Source organism: Pseudomonas fluorescens group sp. PF-1 (assembly GCF_054481335.1).
This window is the reverse complement of sequence record NZ_JBTMNG010000001.1, coordinates 1224455-1244639: the sequence shown is the minus strand read 5'-3', so window position 1 is coordinate 1244639 and position 20185 is coordinate 1224455. Positions and strand designations below refer to the sequence as shown.

The window sequence follows — 20185 nt, the reverse complement described above, 5'->3', positions numbered from 1 at the left end:
CGTCAGGCGCGGATCAACCGCGCTCCGACGGCACCGAGGACAACTCGAATGGGCTGCTGCTGCGCCGCTGGTTGCGATCTTCCCGCGGCGTGGCGCCGAAGAAGTTGCGGTACGCGCTGGAGAAATGCGGCCCCGAGGAAAAGCCGCAGGACAGACCGATCTGAATGATCGACTTGCTGGTTTGCATCAACATCTGCCGGGCCTTGTTCAGGCGCAATTCCAGGTAATACTGGCTCGGCACACGGTTGAGGTATTGCTTGAAAATCCGCTCCAACTGCCGACGGGACACGCACACGTGCTGGGCGATTTCGTCGGTGGTCAGCGGCTCTTCGATGTTGGCTTCCATCAGCAACACCGCCTGGGTGAGCTTTGGATGGCTGGAGCCGAGACGGTTCTGCAAAGGAATGCGCTGGCGCTCCCCCCCCTCACGGATACGTTCGACCACCAGTTCTTCAGAGACCGCACCGGCCAGCTCGGCGCCGTGATCTCGGGCCAGCACCGCCAGCAGCAAGTCGAGTACCGACAGGCCACCGCACGCCGTCAGGCGATCACGATCCCAGTCGAACAGATGGCTGGTCGCGATGACTTTCGGGAAGCGTTCAGCGAAATCGTCCTGCCAGCGCCAATGCACGGCCGCGCGATAGCCATCGAGCAAACCGAGTTGCGCCAACGGGTAGACACCGGCCGACAGACCGCCGATCACGCAACCGGCACGCACCAGTTGCTTCAGCGCACTGCTGAGCGCCGGGGCAAGGCTGGTGGGTGGCTCATCTGCCAGCAGGAACAGTTTCTGAAAGTTCTCGAGCTTGCCGGTCCACGCTTCGCCGGGCAATTGCCAGGCACCTTCGGCCGGTGGCTCGGCCTGCAGGAACGACAATTCGTAAACCACCTCCGGATGCACACGCTGGGCAACACGCAAGGCCTCCTCAGCCAGCGCAAGCGTCAGTGCTTTAGTGCTGGGCCAAACAAGGAAACCAATTCGATGGGCAGTCATGGCGGGCAATCCGGAACGAAGAACAATGATGAAGGCATGGGCCAATGCTAGCCCGTAAATGAACGCAAATCTCGAAACCAGCATCGTCCCCTGTGGGAGCTGGCTTGCCAGCGATGGCGGTGTGTCTGTGCCAGAGATGCAAACTGGCCCACCGCTATCGCTGGCAAGCCAGCTCCCACAGGGATCGGGGATCGATCTCTAGGTTGCGAAGCATGCACTATCCCGGTGCACAACGGCAGCCCTGATTACTTCAGGCTACCGGACAAGAATTGCTGCAGACGTTCGGACTGCGGATTCACCAGCACTTCGCGCGGGTTGCCGCTTTCTTCGACGACACCTTTGTGCAGGAACACCAACTGGTTCGACACTTCACGGGCAAAGCCCATTTCATGAGTCACCACCACCATGGTCCGGCCTTCCTGGGCCAGGGCCTGCATCACCTTCAGCACGTCGCCGACCAACTCCGGGTCGAGGGCCGAGGTCGGTTCGTCGAACAGCATCACTTCCGGTTCCATCGCCAACGCACGGGCAATCGCCACGCGCTGCTGTTCGCCGCCGGACATATGACCCGGGTAAGCATCCTTACGGTGAGCCACACCCACTTTGTTCAAATAGTGCTCGGCTTTTTCCCGCGCTTCGGCCTTGGACACGCCCAGTACATGCACCGGCGCTTCCATGATGTTTTCCAGCGCAGTCATGTGCGACCACAGGTTGAAATGCTGGAACACCATCGACAGGCGCGAACGCATGCGTTGCAGCTGTTTCGGATCGGCAGCCTTGAGCGCGCCGTCCTTGTTCGCCACCAGTTTCAGTTCTTCGTTGTTGAGCAAGATCTTGCCCGCGTGCGGCTGCTCCAGCAGGTTGATGCAACGCAGGAAAGTACTTTTGCCGGAGCCACTGGAGCCGATGATGCTGATCACATCACCCGCTGCCGCTTTCAGGGACACGCCCTTGAGCACTTCGTGACTGCCATAGCGTTTATGCAGGTCTTGGACTTCAAGTTTGTACATGCGGTCGGTTCTCACAAAAACAGTCAGTCAGTCGTTGAGCAAGCGCCCGTGACGCAGCGCTTCGCGCCCCGCCACCTTGGCCAGCCAGAAACCGGGTTGGGCGTAACGCAGCCGCTCAATGGCAAACAGCACCCCGGACGTACCAGCACACACCGTGCTGACCCGATCCGCCAGCGGATCGATCACTTCAAAAATCTCGTCTCCAGCGTCCACCCATTCACCGGGCTTGCGCAGGAAACTCACCACACCGGGGTGCGGCGCAAACAGCAATTCAGTGCCTTCGAAGGGCATGCCTTCGCACGCGTCCTGCGCAGGTTTCGGCCACTCACCGCCGATCAATCCCTGCTCGGCGAGGAACGCCAGAATGCCTTCGGCATGAGCCTCGGACTCGGCGCGACCGGTATCGGCCTGACCACCCAGTTCAACGGTAGTCGCCAGGCAGGCCAACGGAATCTGCGCATCCGGGAACAGGCGCGACAAGCGCAACCACGGCAGCGAACAGGCCTCGTCAAAGGAACTGCCGCCGGAATCTTCCGCCAGCAGACCGACTTTCACATTCAGGTGCGCGGCCAGTGAACGCCACTGCGGCCAATGCTGCGGCAAGGCATACATGTGTAGCGCTGCTTCGGCGTCGCAATGCAGATCCAGTACCACATCGGCGGTGCAGGCATGGCTGAGCAAAATGCGCTGCATGCCCTGCAACTGGCTGCTGGCCGGAGGCAATGCGGCGAGCGCATCGCTCATGGCCTGGCGAATCAAACGGATATTGGCGTGCGGGTCATCGCCCAGGTGCCCGGCGAGTCCCGCGGCCACCCGCGCGCTGAGCTCGACGAAGTCGCGGTTGAAGTTCTTGCCGCTGCCCGCCTCGAAACGTCCTTGGTGATTGCCTTGCAGCAGTTGACCGAGGCCCAAAGGATTGGCCACCGGCACCAGTTCGATCACGCCGTTCAACAAACCTTGGGCTTCCAGTTCGGCCAGGCGCTTTTTCAGTGCCCAGGCCGTGCGCATACCCGGCAGCTCATCGGCGTGCAGGCTGGCCTGAATGTAAGCCTTGCGCTCGCCGGTGCCGAAGCGGAACACCGAAATCCGGCGTTCGCTGCCCAGATGGCTCCACGGCAATGAATGATCAATGCGTTCCATATCAGTGCTTCCGCGGGGCCAGATAGCCCAGCCAACGGCGCTCGGCCAGTTTGAACAGCTTCACCAGAATGAAGGTCAGGCACAGGTAGAACACGCCAGCGGTGATGTATGCCTCGAACGGCAAGTAGAACTGGGCGTTGACCGTGCGCGCCGCACCGGTGATGTCGATCAGGGTCACGATGGATGCCAGACTGGTGGTCTGCAGCATCATGATCACTTCGTTACTGTACTGCGGCAGGGCCCGGCGCAGGGCCGATGGCAACAGGATGCGCTTGTACATCTTGAAGCGCGACATGCCCATGGCCTTGGCCGCCTCGATCTCACCGTTCGGCGTGGCGCGCAGGCTGCCGGCGATGATTTCGGCGGTGTACGCACTGGTGTTGATGGCGAACGCCAGGCACGCACAGAAGGTCGCGCTCGACAGCCAAGGCCAGAGGAAGCTTTCCCGTACGGTTTCAAACTGCGCCAGACCGTAGTAGATCAGGAACAGCTGCACCAGCATCGGTGTGCCGCGGATCACGTAGGTGTAGAGCCAGGCCGTCATGTTGACGACAGCGTTTTTCGAGACGCGCATCAAGCCCAGCGGCAATGCACACAGCAGGCCGAAGAACAGTGACAGCGCGAGCAGTTTGAGGGTGGTCACCAGGCCGCCGAAGTACAGCGGCAAGGCCTCCCAAATGACGTTGTAGTCGAAGATCATAGATCAGCCGCCCTTACGCCTACCGAGTAGCGCTTCTCAAGGTGACGCAGTGCCAGCAACGAGACACTGGTGATCACCAGGTACATCGCCGCCACTGCGAGGAAGAAGGTGAAAGGCTCACGGGTGGCGTCTGCCGCCTGCTTGGCCTTGAACATCATGTCTTGCAGGCCCACCACCGAAATCAGTGCGGTCGCCTTGGTCAGTACCAGCCAGTTGTTGGTGAAACCCGGAATCGCCAGGCGAATCATCTGCGGCACCAGCACGCGGAAGAACACCTGGAAACTGCTCATGCCATACGCCATGCCGGCTTCGGCCTGACCTTTGGGAATCGCCATGAACGCGCCACGGAAGGTCTCCGACAGGTATGCACCGAAGATGAAGCCCAGGGTGCCGATACCGGCGGCCAACGGGTTCAGGTCGATGTACTCGTCAAAGCCGAGCAGCGGTGCGACGCGGTTCAGCAGGTCCTGCCCCCCGTAGAAAATCAGCAGGATCAACACCAGATCAGGAATGCCGCGGATCACGGTGGAATACAGGTCGCCCAGCCAGGCCAGCCAGCGCACCGGCGAAAGGCGCAAAGCCACGCCGATCAGGCCCAGAACGATGGCCAGCGCCATGGACGACAAGGCGAGCTGAAGCGTCAGCCAAGCGCCATCGAGGATGACAGCCCCGTAGCCTTTCAACATGATTCAGGTCCTCGAAAGTTGGGATGAAAAAATGGCGCAAACCTCAGAGATCCTGTTGCTTGCGCCATTTCGGACTTTTCGTTGCGACGTACTTACTTGCCGTAAATGTCGAAATCGAAGTACTTGTCCTGGATTTGCTTGTACTTGCCGTTCTCACGAATGGCGGCGATAGCGGCGTTGAGCTTGTCCAGCTCAGCCTTGTCGCCCTTGCGAACCGCGATGCCAACGCCGTCGCCGAAGTATTTGACGTCAGTGAACGCAGGGCCGACGAACGCGAAACCTTTACCGGCGTCGGTCTTAAGGAAACCGTCATTCAACAGGGTAGCGTCTGCCACGGTGCCGTCGAGGCGGCCGGCGGCCACGTCGAGGTAAATTTCGTTCTGCGAACCGTAAGGCTTGATCTCGGCACCCAGCGGGGCCAGGACTTCGCGGGCGAAACGCTCGTGGATCGAACCACGTTGCACGCCGATGTTCTTGCCCTTGAGCTCGGTCAGGCCTTCGCTGACCTGAGTGCCTTCCTTCATGACCAGGCGGGCCGGGGTGTTGTAGTACTTGTTGGTGAAGTCCACGGACTTCTTGCGATCTTCAGTGATCGACATGGACGACAGAATCGCGTCGATCTTGCGCACTTTGAGTGCCGGGATCAGACCGTCGAACTCTTGCTCGACCCACACGCACTTGACCTTCATCTCTTCGCACAGGGCGTTGCCGATGTCGTAGTCGAAACCAACGATGCTGCCGTCCGGGGCCTTGGAAGCGAACGGAGGGTAAGCCGCTTCGATACCAATTTTCAGAGGCTTTTCATCGGCGAAGGTTGGCAGGGACAGCACGGACAGTGCCAGGGCGCCAAGCAGCACGAGTTTCTTCATCTTGGGACTCCATCGGTAAAGGGCTAAAACGGCAGAGTGAGCGACAGCCCAATATGCGAATGAGTGGAACCGGATAGTTTTGCTGCGTCCTACAGTGCACGTGCGAAATTTCAACACGAGCAACGACGAGCGAGTGATCGGCATTCTAACGACAGGCCCGAAGCCGATATTTCTTCAATGCGACAACTAGTTACAGAAGCACTGAGAATGCCGGTTTGGCACGTTGACAGCTCTGCAAAATCATGCAAGAGCAAAAGACAGTGAACCGATATACATTGCAAATTGCGGGCCTATTATTAGCAAACCCTTCAAATCCGGCAAGCGCAGCGTGGGTTCTTATTTTTGAGGGGCGTTCTGAGTGCCCTCATCCGGGGGCTGGCGTTTCCCTATGCCCCGTATCGGCGCGGGCGGTTACACATTTAGTAACTTGAAGGATCAGGGGTAACAGCGGGAAACAGCCTACAGGGGAAACCGATAATTATTGGCTGTTGCATAGACGGCGACCGACAGGCCGCCTTCGCGAGCAGGCCCGCTACCACAAGGATCAATGGAGTGACTGCGATTTACGCCACACGACCGAAACCTGTTGGAGCGGGCTTGCCCGCGAAGAGACCCGCACAGCCACCACACAATCACCCGACATTAAAAAACCCCGCCAGGCTCAACACCTGGCGGGGCTTTGGATGACGCCGAACGCTACTTACGCAACATTCATGGTCTTGTGCGTATCAATCAAATGCTGCACCACGCTCGGATCGGCCAGTGTGGAGATATCCCCCAAGCCATCGTATTCGCCGGTCGCGATCTTGCGCAGAATCCGGCGCATGATCTTGCCCGAACGGGTTTTCGGCAGGCCTGGCGCCCACTGGATGACATCCGGCGAAGCGATCGGGCCGATCTCCTTGCGCACCCAGTTTTTCAGTTCCAGGCGCAGTTGCTCGTTCGGCTCTTCGCCGTTTTTCAGGGTGACGTAGACATAAATGCCCTGCCCCTTGATGTCATGCGGCACACCGACCACCGCCGCTTCGGCGACTTTCGGGTGAGCGACCATCGCGCTTTCGATCTCGGCGGTGCCCATGCGGTGGCCGGACACGTTGAGCACGTCGTCGACGCGACCGGTGATCCAGTAGTAACCGTCAGCGTCACGGCGGGCGCCGTCACCGGTGAAGTACATGCCACGGAAGGTCTTGAAGTAGGTGTCGACGAAACGGTCGTGGTCGCCGTACAGCGTGCGTGCCTGGCCTGGCCACGAATCGAGAATCACCAGGTTGCCCTCGGCCTCGCCTTCGATGATGTTGCCCAGGTTGTCCACCAGCGCTGGTACCACGCCGAAGAACGGACGTGCCGCCGAACCCGGCTTGAGGGCATGCGCGCCCGGCAGCGGGCTCATCATGTTGCCGCCGGTTTCGGTCTGCCACCAGGTGTCGACGATCGGGCAACGGGACTTGCCGACATTCTTGTAGTACCACTCCCAGGCTTCCGGGTTGATCGGCTCGCCCACCGAACCGAGCAGGCGCAGGCTGCTGCCGTCAGCACCTTCGACGGCTGCGGTGCCCGAAGCCATCATGGCGCGAATGGCGGTTGGGGCGGTGTAGAGGATGTTGACCTTGTGCTTGTCGACGATCTTCGCCACCCGGGTGATGTCCGGGTAGTTCGGCACGCCTTCGAACAGCAGCGTGGTCGCGCCGTTGGCCAGCGGGCCGTAGACAATATAGGAGTGACCAGTGACCCAACCGACGTCGGCGGTGCACCAGTAGACCTCACCCGGGCGGTAGTCGAATACGCGCTCGTGGGTCATGGCCGCGTACAACAGGTAGCCGCCGGTGGTGTGCTGCACGCCCTTCGGCTTGCCGGTGGAGCCGGAGGTGTAGAGGATGAACAGCGCTTCTTCGGCGCCCATTTCTTTCGGCGCGCACACGGTGCCCGCCACTTTCATCAAATCTTCGTACCAGATGTCGCGATGCTGGTTCCACTTGATGTCACCGCCGGTGCGCTGGCACACGATGACTTTCTGGATGCTGCTGGTTTCCGGGTTGGTCAACGCGTCGTCGACGTTGGCCTTGAGCGGGATCTTCTTGCCGGCACGAATGCCTTCGTCGGCAGTGATCACCACCTTCGACTTGCAGTCGATGATGCGGCCCGCCAGGGCTTCCGGCGAGAAACCACCGAACACCACCGAGTGAATCGCGCCGATCCGGGCACAGGCCAGCATGGCGACCACGGCTTTGGGGATCATCGGCATATAGATCGTCACCACGTCGCCGCGGTGCACATCCTGGCCGCGCAGGGCGTTGGCGAACTTGCAGACTTGCTCGTGCAGTTCGCGGTAGGTGATGTTGCGGCTTTCGGAAGGGTCATCGCCCTCCCAAATGATTGCGACTTGATCGCCGCGCTCGGCCAGATGACGGTCGAGGCAGTTGTAGGAGACGTTCAGGGTGCCGTCGGCGAACCACTTGATGTCGACATGGTGATCGTCGAAGGACGTCTGTTTGACCGTGGTGAAAGGCTTGATCCAGTCGAGACGCTTGGCTTGCTCGCGCCAGAAGCCGTCCGGGTTGACGACTGACTGCTGGTACATGGCCTTGTAGGTCGCCTCGTCGGTCAGCGTGTTGGCCAGAACCTCGGGACGAACGGGATACAGGGAAGCCGCACTCATCTTTCTTACCTCGGGGAATATAGTTGTTTTTGTATGACCCCGTTGTAGCCGGGCCGGCCCTATAGAACCATTCGACGATGGTAGTAACAAGCCCATACAAAATGCCCCGGTAAGCGCAAAACAAGGCTGGAACGAATGTTCCAGTATCACGCCGCCCCTTGTAGGAGCGAGCTTGCTCGCGATGCTCCTGAACAATAACGCGCCAAACCTGACACCCCGCAGCGCCCCACGATTCACCGCGAGCAAGTTCGCCCATACATGGGATTGTTACGAAATCTGTCAAAGGTGTTTATCAAAAGCATGGCTATATGAATAAACCCCTCCCCTCTAAAATCTGCATCGCCAACCCGGCAAACTGAGTTAACCACGTTACAGCCCCCACGAAGGCAGTTAACCCAAAAACCAAGTTGTTCGGCTCCACACGCAACCCCAAAAAGGTTGCGTGACCCCACTCGACCTATGAAAGGTAAAATTTAAATGAAAGCTTTATTGGTTCTGGCCCTCAGCAGTCTGTGCGCTACCGCCATGGCAGACGAGGTCCCGGCTGATGTCGCGCAGCAACAACCCGCAGTAGAGGATTACACTTACTCAATGCACCTGGACATCGCCAAAGTTATATCCATGAGCGAAGTTCCCAATGTTTGCGAAGTTGTCCCGGTGAAAATGGAATATGACGACTCCAAGGGTCAACGTCATATCCTGCGCTACAGCGTGATGGGTAACGGCTGCTCCAGCGGCTGATTCATCCGCCCCCTCGTCTCCCCAAGGTTCGACCCAGCCGCCCGACGTTGCAGGCAGATAAAGCGTCGAACCTGATACATCTATAAATACGATTTATTTAAGCAATTTATAGCGAATTTTAATCAATTTATCAGATGCAGCATGTGTCCCATACCCAAGGCACATAACGCCACCCCATTTGGAGTCACCCCCATGAAAAGCAAACTGATCCTCGCCCTGACCCTCTCGGTACTGGCTGCTAACACCTTCGCCGCCGACGGCTATGACCGCACCGGTTCGGCCACCTTTGCCGCTGACGGCTACGATCGCACCGGTTCGGCCACCGTTGCCGCTGACGGTTACGATCGCACCGGTTCTGCCGCCGTTGCTGCTGACGGCTACGATCGCACCGGTTCGGCGACTGTCGCAGCAGACGGTTATGAGCGCACCGAGTCGGCTACTTTCAGGTGATCACTGAAGGTCGCTCACAGCCCGACTTCAGTCGGGCTTAGTTGTGTCTGGAGCCTGAGAAACCCCCTTCGAAACACAAGATGTAGTGAAAAAAGCCTTTTCTGGTTATTTCTTGAGCAAAAATAACCCAGGGCAAAAATTTACTAAAAAAAATCTGCACCGGCCAAAGCCCTGTAAACCCTCGCTCCGACCGAAAAACGGTCCCTGTCGACCGATCCGCGAGCTATTTCGCCGCCCCACGGCACCGAAAACTTCCCTATAATGCGGCCTTAAACGGGCCTGCAATATTCCCTTACAGGGATGAAAAGCCAGTCTGAAGCCCCGCAGAAGCGTTCGATGCTTCCTGCGCCCGTCAGTGGCTCTCGGAACCCCGTACAAAATTCTGTTTTATTGCCTGCCTTAGCTGCTGCAAAAAACGATTCCTTAAGATCCATCGCGGCCAGTACGGCCGTGTGAAAGACCAACCTATCAATTTCACACGGGCAATCTGGCCCTCACGCAGGAGACGACACGTCATGCTGAGCTGGGACGAATTCGACAAAGAAGACACGGAAGTGGCGGTCAAGAGCGCCAACGCTGGCCACGCCACCGAAGCCAATATGGACCGTCTCGACAGTGCAGGCGGTGCCGCCGCCCTGGAAGCCCGTGCCGTCACCGCCACTGACTCCGCCGCCGTCGCGCGCGCCAAGGCTGCCCTGGACGCTCTCGACGTCGCCGAAGGTCTGGCCGAACTCGAAGGCGCCTCCGCCCGTGTCGCCGTTGACGAAAAACGCATGATCAACTGCCGCGCCGACCTCAACCAACTCGTGCCCTTCAAGTACGACTGGGCCTGGCAGAAGTACCTGGACGGCTGCGCAAACCACTGGATGCCGCAAGAAGTCAACATGACCGCCGACATCGCCCTCTGGAAAGACCCGGAAGGCCTGACCGACGACGAGCGCCGCATCGTGATGCGCAACCTCGGCTTCTTCTCCACCGCCGACTCCCTGGTTGCCAACAACCTGGTCCTGGCCGTGTACCGCCTGATCACCAACCCGGAATGCCGCCAGTACATCCTGCGCCAGGCGTTCGAAGAGGCGATCCACACCCACGCCTACCAGTACTGCATCGAATCGCTGGCCATGGATGAAGGCGAAATCTTCAACATGTACCACGAGATCCCGTCGGTCGCGAAAAAAGCCACCTGGGGCCTGAAATACACCCGCTCGATCTCCGATCCGAAGTTCGAAACCGGCACCGTCGAAACCGACAAAGAGCTGCTGCGCAACCTGATCGCCTACTACTGCGTTCTGGAAGGCATCTTCTTCTACTGCGGCTTCACCCAGATCCTGTCCATGGGCCGTCGCAACAAAATGACCGGCGTCGCCGAGCAGTTCCAATACATCCTGCGCGACGAATCCATGCACCTGAACTTCGGCATCGACGTGATCAACCAGATCAAAATCGAAAACCCACACCTGTGGGATGCCGAAATGAAGGAAGAAGCAACCCAGATGATCCTGCAAGGCACTCAACTGGAAATCGAATACGCCCGCGACACCATGCCTCGCGGCGTACTGGGCATGAACGCGGCGATGATGGAGGACTACCTCAAATTCATCGCCAACCGTCGCCTGTCGCAGATTGGTCTGAAGGAAGAGTACCCAGGGACGACTAACCCGTTCCCTTGGATGAGCGAGATCATGGACTTGAAGAAAGAGAAGAATTTCTTTGAGACGCGGGTTATTGAATACCAAACCGGTGGTGCGCTGAGCTGGGATTAACCCCCTCAGCGTAGGTTTTCATGACCAACTGAACTTTTTTCAAGATCAGCTGAAACCATCGCGTTGAATACAAAGCCACCGCAGCCGCAAGCTGAGGTGGCTTTTTTCTGCATTGATAAAAGCTTAAGCAAGGTGAGCAAAAGGAAACTCCAGAATCGGAGAATGCTCGAAACAGACTAACAGCGATAAAACCCGAACTCGATACACTGCAGATAATCATTAAAAACCTGGAACCCCACCAGTTGCCGATCCATTCCAGCGGGAGTTGAGCAGCCAAATGTTTACATGGTCGCCCTAACCACTTTTCAGCAATCCAGTGACTGCTAAATACTATTACCGCGTGGCCCAAATACTGCGCAGACTGAAAAGCTGCTGCACTCTGCCGGGCGTCGAGCCGATCAGGTTATTTTCAGTCAGCTGCCGCTGCGCGCTTCGGCTCGAGTTACATTGAGTGGTAAAACAGCCGCTCCTGCCCACTCGATAACTGTCCCATCATGCTGCGTGCTTCCCTGCTGGCCCATGCAGAGGTTTTGCCGCAGGCCAGACAGGTGAGCTACTTTTTCAACAGAATCGGCCAGAAGCCGTCATTCGGATGTGCCTATCAAACCAACGAGGAGACGTGGACCACAATCTGTAGTCAACGTGCCGCCATCTTGACAGTTTCTGCCACGTCCACCTTGGCATCATCCACCCCCGCCGCATGCCGGGCCACTCGCCAGCCAAACACAATCGCCGGCCCCAGGGTCGTGCCTGGGCCTGGGTAAGTGCCGCGGAAAATCGAGGTCAAGTCATTCCCGCAGGCATAAAGCCCTTCTATCACCTGACCCCGGATGTCGAGCACCTGGCCGTCGGCGTTGCCGTTCAAGCCGGCGCTGCAGGCAAGGTCGGCCGGTTGCACAGTGACTGCGTAGTAGGGGCCTTCGCCCAGCGGGCGCACGCAGGGGTTGGGCGTTTGCTGCGGGTCGCCGTTGTGGCGGTTCATGGGGCTGCTGCCACGCTTGAACACCGGATCGTCGCCGCGTGCGGCGGCGACGTTGTAGGTGCCGACCGTGTTCGCAAGTCCCTCGGCATCGACCTTGAGCTTGCTGGCAAGCTCGGCAAGGGTGCGGCCCTTAACCAGGTAGCCGGCCTTGACGAAGCTGGCGATATTGATGGCGCTGCGTAGCGGCATCACCAGGCCCAGGCCGTAGCGGCGCAAGAAGACTTCGTCGCAGATCAGGTGGGCAGTGGGGCTGCCATCGGCGAGCATGCCCATGACGAAGTCGTGGTAGGAGTCGGACTCATTGACGAAGCGCAGGCCCCGGCCATTCACAGCGATCAGCCCTGGTTTGGCGCGATCTAGCAGGATGTGTGGCCAGACGGCCTGGTAGCCATCCTTGGCTGTGCGGATCGAGCAGGGCATCCACAGACCGGGGCTGTCGTGGCCGTTGTCGAGCTGGGCGTTGACCTTCAGCGCGCGGTTGATGCCGTCGCCGGTATGGGTCATGGGCGCCAGTGAAAGGGATTGGGCCGCGGCCGGGAACAATTGCTTACGCAAGGTCGGGTGGCGGGTCACTCCGCCGGTGGCCAATACCACGCCACGGCGGGCGCGGATGCGCTGGGGCTGGCCGTTGTTCAGCACCACGGCGCCCACCACTTGGCCGTTTTCCAGGATCAATTCGTGCAAGGGGGTTTCAAAACGAATTGCCACGTTGCGCTGGCGCAGGCTATGAAACAACCGGGCGACCAGGGCGTTGCCCATGACCAAGTTTGTGCCTCGGGGGTGGCTCAGGCGGTCGATGCAATAGCGGCCGACCACGCTCAGGGTGCGGGTCAGGTTTTTCAACGAGGCAAATGGCGACAGCAGCGCATCCAGGTCGGCGCGCGGCACCATCATGCCGCCCAGCCCCATGAACTCCGGGCGTGGTGGCCGCACGCGGGCGAAGTCTTTGCCCAGTAACCTGCCGTCGAACGCGAGCGGTGCCAGGGCCCGGCCCCCGAACGCTGCGCCTGGGCCGCTGACGTAGTCGGGGTGGGCGGCGGCGGCCACGAATTTCACTTCGCTGATACGCTCCAACTCATCAATTGCCTGCGGCCCGCTGGCCAGAAAGGCTTCGCGCAAGGCTTCACCACCGCGCTCAGCGACCACCGCCTTGAGGAAGGTGGCGGCATCCGCCACGGTGTCCGGCACCCCGGCGCGCCGGCTTTGGGTGGTGCCGGGCACCCATGTGGTACCGCCCGAGGTCGCACTGATGCCGCCCACGACCGCTGTCTTTTCACACAGCAACACGTCCAGCCCGTGGTGGTTAGCCATCAATGCGGTAGTCATGCCTGCGGTGCCTGCGCCGAACACCAACAGGTCGACTTCCTGGTCCCAGTGCGGGGGGATGTGGTTAATGGTGTTCATCATGATTTCTCCTCAATGGTCAGGGCGAAGGTCTTGGCAGCAAACGGCATGGTGAATCGCTCGAAGGTTAAGGCCAGTAGTCTGGGCGTGTGGTTATTCGTAGGCTGTGGCGCCAGCCAGGTGTCGGCCGGCGATATAGCCGAACGTGGTGGCTGGCCCCAGGTTGATACCGCCGGCTGGGTAGTGGCCGCCCATGATGCTGGCCATGTCGGATCCAGCTGAATAAAGACCCGCGATCGGCTGTCCTTCACGGTTGAGGACTTGCGCATGGGCATTGGTCTTGAGGCCCGCGAAGGTGCCGAAGCAGCCCACTTCGACCTTCACCGCATAGAATGGGCCCTGCTCGATCGGCGCGACGCAAGGGTTGGGCTTGTGCTGTGCATCACCCTGTTTGCGATTGTAAGGAGTAGTACCGCGACCGAACTGCGGGTCTGCACCGTTGCGGGCGTGGCGGTTGTACTCGGCCAAGGTCTGGCTGAGGCCTATGGGGTCAATACCGCACGCCGTCGCCAACGCCTCGATGGAGTGGCCGGTCTTCAGGTAGCCGGTGCGAATGAACGGCTCAACTGGCAATGGGAATGGCCTGGAAACACCCAGCCCGTAACGCCGCTGAAACGCGTGCGTGCAGATCAACCAGGAGGCGACCTCGGTGCCGGGCGCGGCCGCGACCATCGCTGCAACATAGTCGTAGTAACCATTGGCCTCATTGACGAAACGCTGGCCGTTGGCGAGGACGCCGATGATTCCTGGCTTGCCGCGTTCGATGATGTGCGGGAAGTGGCCGAAGCTACCGTCCTTGTAGGGCACTCGAGACACGGGAGCCCAGGCGGCAGGACAGGCCAGGTCATCGGCGACCTGACCGCCGACGCTCTCGCCCAGGCGCAAACCATCACCACTGACGCTCAGCGGCGGCAACGCCAGATGCTCATGGCCGGTTGGCGTGCGCGGGAATAGTGCCTTTCGTCGCTCGATGTCATTGGCAAAGCCACCCGCAGCCAGCACCACGCCCTTGCGTGCACGAATGGCGATACGGCCCTTTGCGGTTTCGACCACGGCCCCGGCAACGCGGTCGTGCTCATGGATCAGCCCGGTGGCCGGCGCCGACTCCCATAGCTGGACGCCAAGGTCTTCGGCCGACTTGGCCAGGCGGGCGATCAGAGCGACGCCGTTGACCAGATACATGGCGCGCCCCTTGAGCGCCAGGTCGATCAAGTGTTTGCCGAAGCGTTTGGTCACGTGCATCAGCGAGCGCCAGGAGCGCGTAAGGGTGAGGAAAGCCGTCAGGTCACGGCCGGCCATGATCGGCATGCCCATGAATGAAGTTTCGCGCATGGTCTTGCGCAGCCGCTTGAGCAGTTTGCCTGCCTCGTAGGCATTGTAGGGCGCGGCGATCACCGATCGGCCGCCGGTGCCGGCGCCAGGTGTGTCACCGTGAATGTCGGCAATGGCGTTGCCGTCGGCGAATTGCAAAGCGGTATGGCGCTCGAAAAATGAGACCATGTTGGGCGCAGCTTCGAGAAAGGCATCGATCATCGCCGGATCGAAGTGTTCGCCCAATTCATGTTCGAGGTAGGTGCGCGGTAGCCGGCGGTCTTCAATGATCCCGGCACGCTGCGCCAGCGGATTGCAGGGCACCCACATCCAGCCACCGGACCAGGCGGTGGCACCGCCGAACACCTCGTCCTTCTCGACCACGATCACCCGCAGGCCATGCCAGGCGGCGGTCACGGCTGCGCTGAGCCCGGCCGCGCCGGAGCCAATGACCAGGACATCGCAGTCCACCGTGGCGTACAGGGAAGTGTCGGCATGCATTCAGCAGTCTCCTAGTGTGGCGTGTTTAAACATACGTCGATGATTTACAGCGGCTCGATGATTGCCTTGGCGGCGGCCAATGCCTGTCGGGCCCACGCCTCCACCCCCACTTGCGCAACCCTGCTGTCATGCGGGATTTCGACACTGACCGGAACCTCAGCCGGGAGGCTGCGCCAGATCCTCGCCAGATCGATGTCACCTTCGCCAGGCAACAAGCGCTCGCAGCGAGCCGCATGAATCAGCCCCTCACGGGTGTCCGGCCGCAGCGCCGGGCCATCGCATATTTGGGCGTAGTGCAGCCACTGCGCGGGGATTCGTTGCAGATCCTCGAAGCGGCTGTCGGAACGATCAAAGTGCAAGGCATCGACCAGAATGCCTGCGTTGGCTCGGTCGGCCTGTTCAACAATATGGAGTGCACTGGCCAGGTCGTTGACGGCCGTCCAGGGCATGAATTCCAGGTCTGCTGAAAGGCCGAAGGGCTGCATGGCGTCGCATAGCTGAGCGTAGTGCTCGATCAGCCGGCCTCGTTCCGGATCGTCGCCGGCCACCAGTACGGCCTTGGCCCCGAGCTGCGCACCGACCTCGAAAAATGGCAGGTAACGTTGCACATCGAATTGCGCATCGAGGCGAATCAACTCCAGGTCAAATACCTTCACCCCGGTGTCGTTCATCCGCGCGAGCGTTTCACGCAGCATGGGTTTGTTATCCATCAATGAATAGGCCACAGCCCCTGGAGCCACCGGCAACAGGCGCACGCCAGCCTGGTCATAGCCGGTGCGGGCAGCCAGCTCGATCATTTCGGGAGGGCTGAAATCGAGAGCGGTCAGTTGGGCAATGGAATAGCTGGCGTGCATGGCATGTCTCCATAGAGGGGTTAAAAGCGCACTGGGGTTTAGTTGACTGCAGTGGGAATCGCCGACGTTCTGCGCTTACGGCCTTTGATCCACAGCGCCATGACGCCAATCAAGGAGGGGATGGCGAGGAACAGGAAGACCTGGCTGAAATTCCACTGGGCGGCGAGCATGAGCGCGCCGATGCCGGCCCCGCTGATAGCGCCCAGGCGACCGATGCCGGTTGCCCAGCACACCCCGGTGGCACGGATCTGGGTTGGATAGAATGCGGCGGCCAGCGCGTAGCCACCGACGTTGACGCCATTGAGGAAGTAGCCCAGTAGCAGGATCAACGGGCAGAGGACCTGCATCGTCGGCTGCTGCAGTGCGATGAGCACAGCGCAGGCGCCACCGCAAAAGACCGTCAGCCCGACCACCTTATGGTGGTCCCAGCGGTCCATCTTCATGCCAACAGTGAAGTTGCCCAGCATCCCGCCGATCTGCAGCAATGAGCCCAGCAGTGCCGCCTCTCCCATGCTCAGCCCGGCATCGCGGCTGAGCAGAGGTAGCCAGCTTGATAGCAGGTACATGGTCAGCAGACCCATGAACAGGGTGATCCAGATCATGCAGGTGCCAAGGCTATAGCCGGACGCGAACAGTGCGCTGACCTTGCCTGTCTCCTTGATCGACGCTTCGCTGCTATGGAATCGGGTCTGGGAGTCGGCCAGACCAGGGACAACTTTGTTGATTGCCTTGATCAGACGCTCCTTCAAAGCGCTGTTCTGGGCCAGAAAGCGGATGGACTCCGGAAGGCTGAGCAGCAGCAGGAGGGCAAAGGCAATGGGTAGCACACCGCCGACCACCAACACCGATCGCCAGCCAAACTGTTCAATCAGCCACTCACTCCCCAGGCCACCCATGGCCGCGCCAAAGGCGAAACCGCAGTAGATGAACGAGACCATATGAGAGCGGTAACGCTTGGGTGCAAATTCGGAGACCAGGGTCGCGGTATTAGGCATTGATGCACCCAGACCGACCCCGGTCAGAAACCGCAGGACTGTCAGGCTGAGAATCCCGGTAGACCAGGCTGAAGCCAGGCTCCAGAAACCGAAGAGCAGCACTGATCCGATGATCACTGGCCTGCGGCCAAAACGATCAGCCAATGGACCCGCAGTCAATGAACCAAAAGCTAGTCCGAGCAGGCCGCTCATCATCACGGGTCCAAGGTCATGTCGCAGCACCCCCCAGTCATCGATCAGCGCGGGGGCGATGAAACCGATCGCCGTCGTATCGAAGCCATCAAAGACCAGCACCATGAAGCCCAAGAACAGCACCACCCATTGCCTGGCGCTCATCTTTCTAGAGTCCATGAAGGTGCTGACATCAAGGTTTAAAGAGTTCGACATAGATGACTCCTGCTTTTTGTTTTTATCAAAGCGCCTTCCCTTGCCATGGCATTTTTTCTGAGGGTGCCAAAGCAATTCGAGGACTGCGGTGATGACAATAACATTGTTGGAATATCATTCCAAAAATAAAATGCATTCCATACGATTTTTGTTCGGCAGGGATCCTGCGCTATTCAAAAGCGCTCGATATCAAGGTTTCATCTGAGGAAGCGGCCAGGTCAGGACGACAGGCCGCGTTTGGTCGGGGGACCCGATCAGTCGGTCTGCTCGCTGACTCGGGAGGTCATCATCGACAGCTTGGGAAGACTGTCCAGACTGATTGCGGTGATTTCTTCAGCAGCCTCCAGCAACGCCGCTTTGAGGGACTGCATACGCTCAGGGGTTAGGCGAACGCTTGGACCGGCAATACTGATAACGCCGATAACTTGTTGCTGCGAATCGCGGATTGCAGCAGCCATCGCCGCCGCGCCAATTTCAAAACTTTCGTCGACTGAGGCATAGCTTTGATCACGTGCGAGCTGCAGATGATTAAGCAGCTGTTCAATCGTGGTCGCCGCGTTGGGGCCATATTCACCGGGTTTGGACAGGCCTTGGCGGTAAACCAACTCCAGTGCGCGTTCATTACTCAGGCAGCTCAGCCAGGCAAGTCCCGACGCCGTGCAACAGAGTTTGGCTTCGGCACCAGCATCAGGATCGTAGCGCAGCCCGGAGCGCGTGCCTTGTGCCTTGGAGATCCATACCAAATTATCGCCATCTACAATGCTCAAGCGCACGAGTTCGCCGGACAGGCGGGCGAGGCGATCAAGTACCGGTTTGGCGAGGTCGACCATGTCGCTCTGGGACAGGTGCTTTAGTGCAAGCGAGACCACCTTGAGGGCGAGAACATAATTGCCGTGCTGATGGTCTTGGCGCACAAAACCCTGTTCGACCAGGCAATTAAGCATGCGGTGAGTAGCGCTCGGCGGAATGTCCAAGGCTTCAGCTACTTGCTGAAGGGCTAGCCCAGTGCTTTTTCCGGCCAACAGCTCAATAGCATGCAGGCCGCGTTCCAACGCATTACTCATAGTTGTTCCTTAGCTTGTGAGAGATGAGCTCCCGACGAAAAATGTATTGGAATACTATTCCAATCTTTGTGAGGCTGCAAACGAAGGGACCGTTCAGTTTTACAGCCCACCATTCGTCGCGGGTGCTCATGACTCATTGCCAAAGAGAAGGCCTGGCTGTGTTGGTGTCAGCTCACCTGGCCGCGCAAAAAAGGATAATCACGCTAATCCTGGTGTCCCGGCAGTGAAGGACTCAGATCCCGAAAAACGTCTTGTAGCAACCTAATTGCTCACTGAGCATGTAGCTTCCTGGATGCACAGGGTGGCCCGCAGCTTGCGCTACACGTAGCAGGCGAGTCTCGACGGGTTGCATGATGATATCTGCCACCAGTGTTCCGGGAGACAGGTCGGCGAGATCAATAGGAAGTGGATCTTCATCCGAGAGCCCTAACGGCGTAGCGTTGATGACAACGTCAACCAACCTAAGGTGTTGCGGCTGAGCAACCTCGCATCGCCCCGGCCAATGTTGATCCAGCCTGGCGAGCAGTTCTTGGGCTTTGACCGTATCCGGTTCTTGCAGATACAACCGGTCTATTCCTGCTTGCAGTAATGCTGCAGCTATCGAACTTCCCGCACCACCACCTCCGGCTATTACGACACGCTTCCCCGCCAGTTCGTACCCCTTGCGCCGCATGCCCAGGACAAAGCCTGTACCATCGAAGTTATCAGCCTCCCACACTCCTTGTTCGTTGCGCCGCAATGCGTTGGTGCTGCCGGAGACCTGAACGGCGAGGCTCACCTTATCCGCGAATTCACGAGCGGCAAACTTGTACGGGATGGTGATCAGCATTCCCGAAAAATTTTCCATCGCTTGTAGGCCGCGTATCACGGTAGCGAGCTGTTCAGGGCGCGCATGAACCGCAATCATCACCGCATCCACGCCTTCCTCGGTGAACACCTTGTTCAGTAACTGTGGAGCCTTCACCTGTTTTACCGGATCACCTACAACCGCAAAAATTCGGGTATTGCCTGTAGGACTGGGTATCAACAACTCAGACATCACGTTCTCCTAGGGTATTCCATGGCTTTGTCCGGCGTACTACCCGCCCGGGATGAAAGCGATGCGGGCCCGGCTAATTGGCGTATGAGCATCACGTGTTGCGCACAGAGTCGGCGCTTGACGCAGTGCCAGGGTCGACGTTACGAACCCATCATAGCAATAATGGAAAGACATTCCATTAAAATAATTGATTCCTTTTTGCCAGCGCTAATGTAGGCCTCCCCTGCCGTTTGGAAAAATAATCCATGATCGATTGCTGGTTTTTCCCATGTCAGCTGAGTCACGAGCTACTCGGCTGCGTTAGTGTGTTGCCGCTGAAAATGAAGCCGAATCGAAAAATTCAGATTTCCAGAAAGTCCAGTTCAGCATTGGTGAAATCCCAAACAGGGAAAAGTCCAACTTCATACGTAGAGGTAAAGGATTCGCCTAGAGAAACTCCACACCGATCGGTCATGCGCAATTCTTATAAACCGACGATCTTCACCCGCCACAACCTCCACCTCCACGCCCTTCTCCTTGAAAACCCACCATGGTTCTGCTCCCGCGATATCGGCCGTTTGATGGGTTAGGGGCGTATTTGTAGGAGAGATCGCGAGATCTGTCGCTATTTTCTGTAGGAATTTTCGTAGACAGCCGTAG

The 20185-nt window shown here is 59.0% G+C and carries 17 protein-coding genes and 1 pseudogene; 4 read left to right on the top strand and 14 right to left on the bottom strand.

Translation table 11 applies throughout. The features are described from left to right. Positions 1 to 13 precede the first annotated feature (13 nt). The 7 genes from argR to acs all read right to left on the bottom strand — a co-directional run bounded on the left by argR (position 14) and on the right by acs (position 8055). Complete coding sequence (argR, locus tag ACX3YD_RS05965; RefSeq protein ID WP_047532376.1) at positions 14 to 994, bottom strand: transcriptional regulator ArgR; 981 nt, start codon at positions 992 to 994, stop codon at positions 14 to 16. A 245-nt stretch (positions 995 to 1239) separates the two neighbouring features. Further along, complete coding sequence (locus ACX3YD_RS05960; protein WP_007971015.1) at positions 1240 to 2004, bottom strand: ABC transporter ATP-binding protein; 765 nt, start codon at positions 2002 to 2004, stop codon at positions 1240 to 1242. Positions 2005 to 2031: 27 nt separating this feature from the next. Beyond that, entirely contained in the window at positions 2032 to 3144 is a 1113-nt protein-coding gene (locus tag ACX3YD_RS05955; RefSeq protein ID WP_458959468.1) for a M14 family metallopeptidase, read from the bottom strand. A gap of 1 nt (position 3145) precedes the next feature. Then, the gene (locus ACX3YD_RS05950) at positions 3146 to 3844 is read right to left on the bottom strand and encodes an ABC transporter permease (RefSeq protein WP_103405943.1); all 699 of its coding nucleotides are present in this window, start codon (positions 3842 to 3844) and stop codon (positions 3146 to 3148) included. Further along, the gene (locus tag ACX3YD_RS05945) at positions 3841 to 4530 is read right to left on the bottom strand and encodes an ABC transporter permease (RefSeq protein WP_047532379.1); all 690 of its coding nucleotides are present in this window, start codon (positions 4528 to 4530) and stop codon (positions 3841 to 3843) included. The genes ACX3YD_RS05950 and ACX3YD_RS05945 overlap by 4 nt, the downstream gene beginning before the upstream one ends. Positions 4531 to 4622: 92 nt before the next feature. Beyond that, the gene (locus tag ACX3YD_RS05940) at positions 4623 to 5399 is read right to left on the bottom strand and encodes an ABC transporter substrate-binding protein (RefSeq protein ID WP_047532380.1); all 777 of its coding nucleotides are present in this window, start codon (positions 5397 to 5399) and stop codon (positions 4623 to 4625) included. 700 nt (positions 5400 to 6099) lie between these two features. Beyond that, positions 6100 to 8055, bottom strand: a complete 1956-nt coding sequence (gene acs / locus ACX3YD_RS05935) for an acetate--CoA ligase (protein ID WP_458959467.1) — start codon at positions 8053 to 8055, stop codon at positions 6100 to 6102. A gap of 477 nt (positions 8056 to 8532) precedes the next feature. On the opposite strand from acs, the gene ACX3YD_RS05930 reads away from it, so the two are divergent. The 3 genes from ACX3YD_RS05930 to ACX3YD_RS05920 all read left to right on the top strand — a co-directional run bounded on the left by ACX3YD_RS05930 (position 8533) and on the right by ACX3YD_RS05920 (position 11009). Then, positions 8533 to 8796, top strand: coding sequence for a DUF2790 domain-containing protein (locus ACX3YD_RS05930; protein WP_047532382.1), 264 nt, complete (start codon positions 8533 to 8535; stop codon positions 8794 to 8796). 192 nt (positions 8797 to 8988) lie between these two features. After that, the gene (locus ACX3YD_RS05925) at positions 8989 to 9246 is read left to right on the top strand and encodes a hypothetical protein (protein WP_103405941.1); all 258 of its coding nucleotides are present in this window, start codon (positions 8989 to 8991) and stop codon (positions 9244 to 9246) included. Between the two features lie 515 nt (positions 9247 to 9761). Further along, on the top strand, positions 9762 to 11009 hold the full coding sequence (locus ACX3YD_RS05920) for a ribonucleotide-diphosphate reductase subunit beta (RefSeq protein ID WP_047532384.1): 1248 nt from the start codon (positions 9762 to 9764) through the stop codon (positions 11007 to 11009). A gap of 5 nt (positions 11010 to 11014) precedes the next feature. Here ACX3YD_RS05920 and ACX3YD_RS05915 read toward each other — a convergent pair whose 3' ends face one another. The 7 genes from ACX3YD_RS05915 to ACX3YD_RS05885 form a co-directional block, all read right to left on the bottom strand. Then, positions 11015 to 11149 carry a hypothetical protein gene (locus ACX3YD_RS05915; protein WP_279627442.1) on the bottom strand — a complete coding sequence of 45 codons (135 nt, stop codon included), beginning with the start codon at positions 11147 to 11149 and terminating at the stop codon, positions 11015 to 11017. Between the two features lie 497 nt (positions 11150 to 11646). Further along, a complete protein-coding gene (locus ACX3YD_RS05910) occupies positions 11647 to 13398 on the bottom strand; it encodes an FAD-dependent oxidoreductase (protein ID WP_458959466.1) in 1752 nt (583 codons plus the stop codon). Positions 13399 to 13488: 90 nt separating this feature from the next. Further along, complete coding sequence (locus ACX3YD_RS05905; RefSeq protein ID WP_458959465.1) at positions 13489 to 15207, bottom strand: FAD-dependent oxidoreductase; 1719 nt, start codon at positions 15205 to 15207, stop codon at positions 13489 to 13491. A gap of 44 nt (positions 15208 to 15251) precedes the next feature. Then, positions 15252 to 16061 carry a sugar phosphate isomerase/epimerase family protein gene (locus ACX3YD_RS05900; protein WP_458959464.1) on the bottom strand — a complete coding sequence of 270 codons (810 nt, stop codon included), beginning with the start codon at positions 16059 to 16061 and terminating at the stop codon, positions 15252 to 15254. 38 nt (positions 16062 to 16099) lie between these two features. Continuing rightward, positions 16100 to 17443, bottom strand: coding sequence for an MFS transporter (locus ACX3YD_RS05895; RefSeq protein ID WP_458959463.1), 1344 nt, complete (start codon positions 17441 to 17443; stop codon positions 16100 to 16102). Between the two features lie 254 nt (positions 17444 to 17697). Then, positions 17698 to 18507 carry an IclR family transcriptional regulator gene (locus ACX3YD_RS05890; RefSeq protein ID WP_090464437.1) on the bottom strand — a complete coding sequence of 270 codons (810 nt, stop codon included), beginning with the start codon at positions 18505 to 18507 and terminating at the stop codon, positions 17698 to 17700. A 232-nt stretch (positions 18508 to 18739) separates the two neighbouring features. Continuing rightward, positions 18740 to 19546: a shikimate dehydrogenase family protein gene (locus tag ACX3YD_RS05885; protein WP_458959462.1), complete on the bottom strand. Its 807-nt coding sequence runs from the start codon at positions 19544 to 19546 to the stop codon at positions 18740 to 18742. A 452-nt stretch (positions 19547 to 19998) separates the two neighbouring features. Here ACX3YD_RS05885 and ACX3YD_RS05880 point away from each other — a divergent pair. Further along, positions 19999 to 20112, top strand: a pseudogene (locus tag ACX3YD_RS05880) (BRO-N domain-containing protein); the annotation flags it as partial. Positions 20113 to 20185 lie beyond the last annotated feature (73 nt).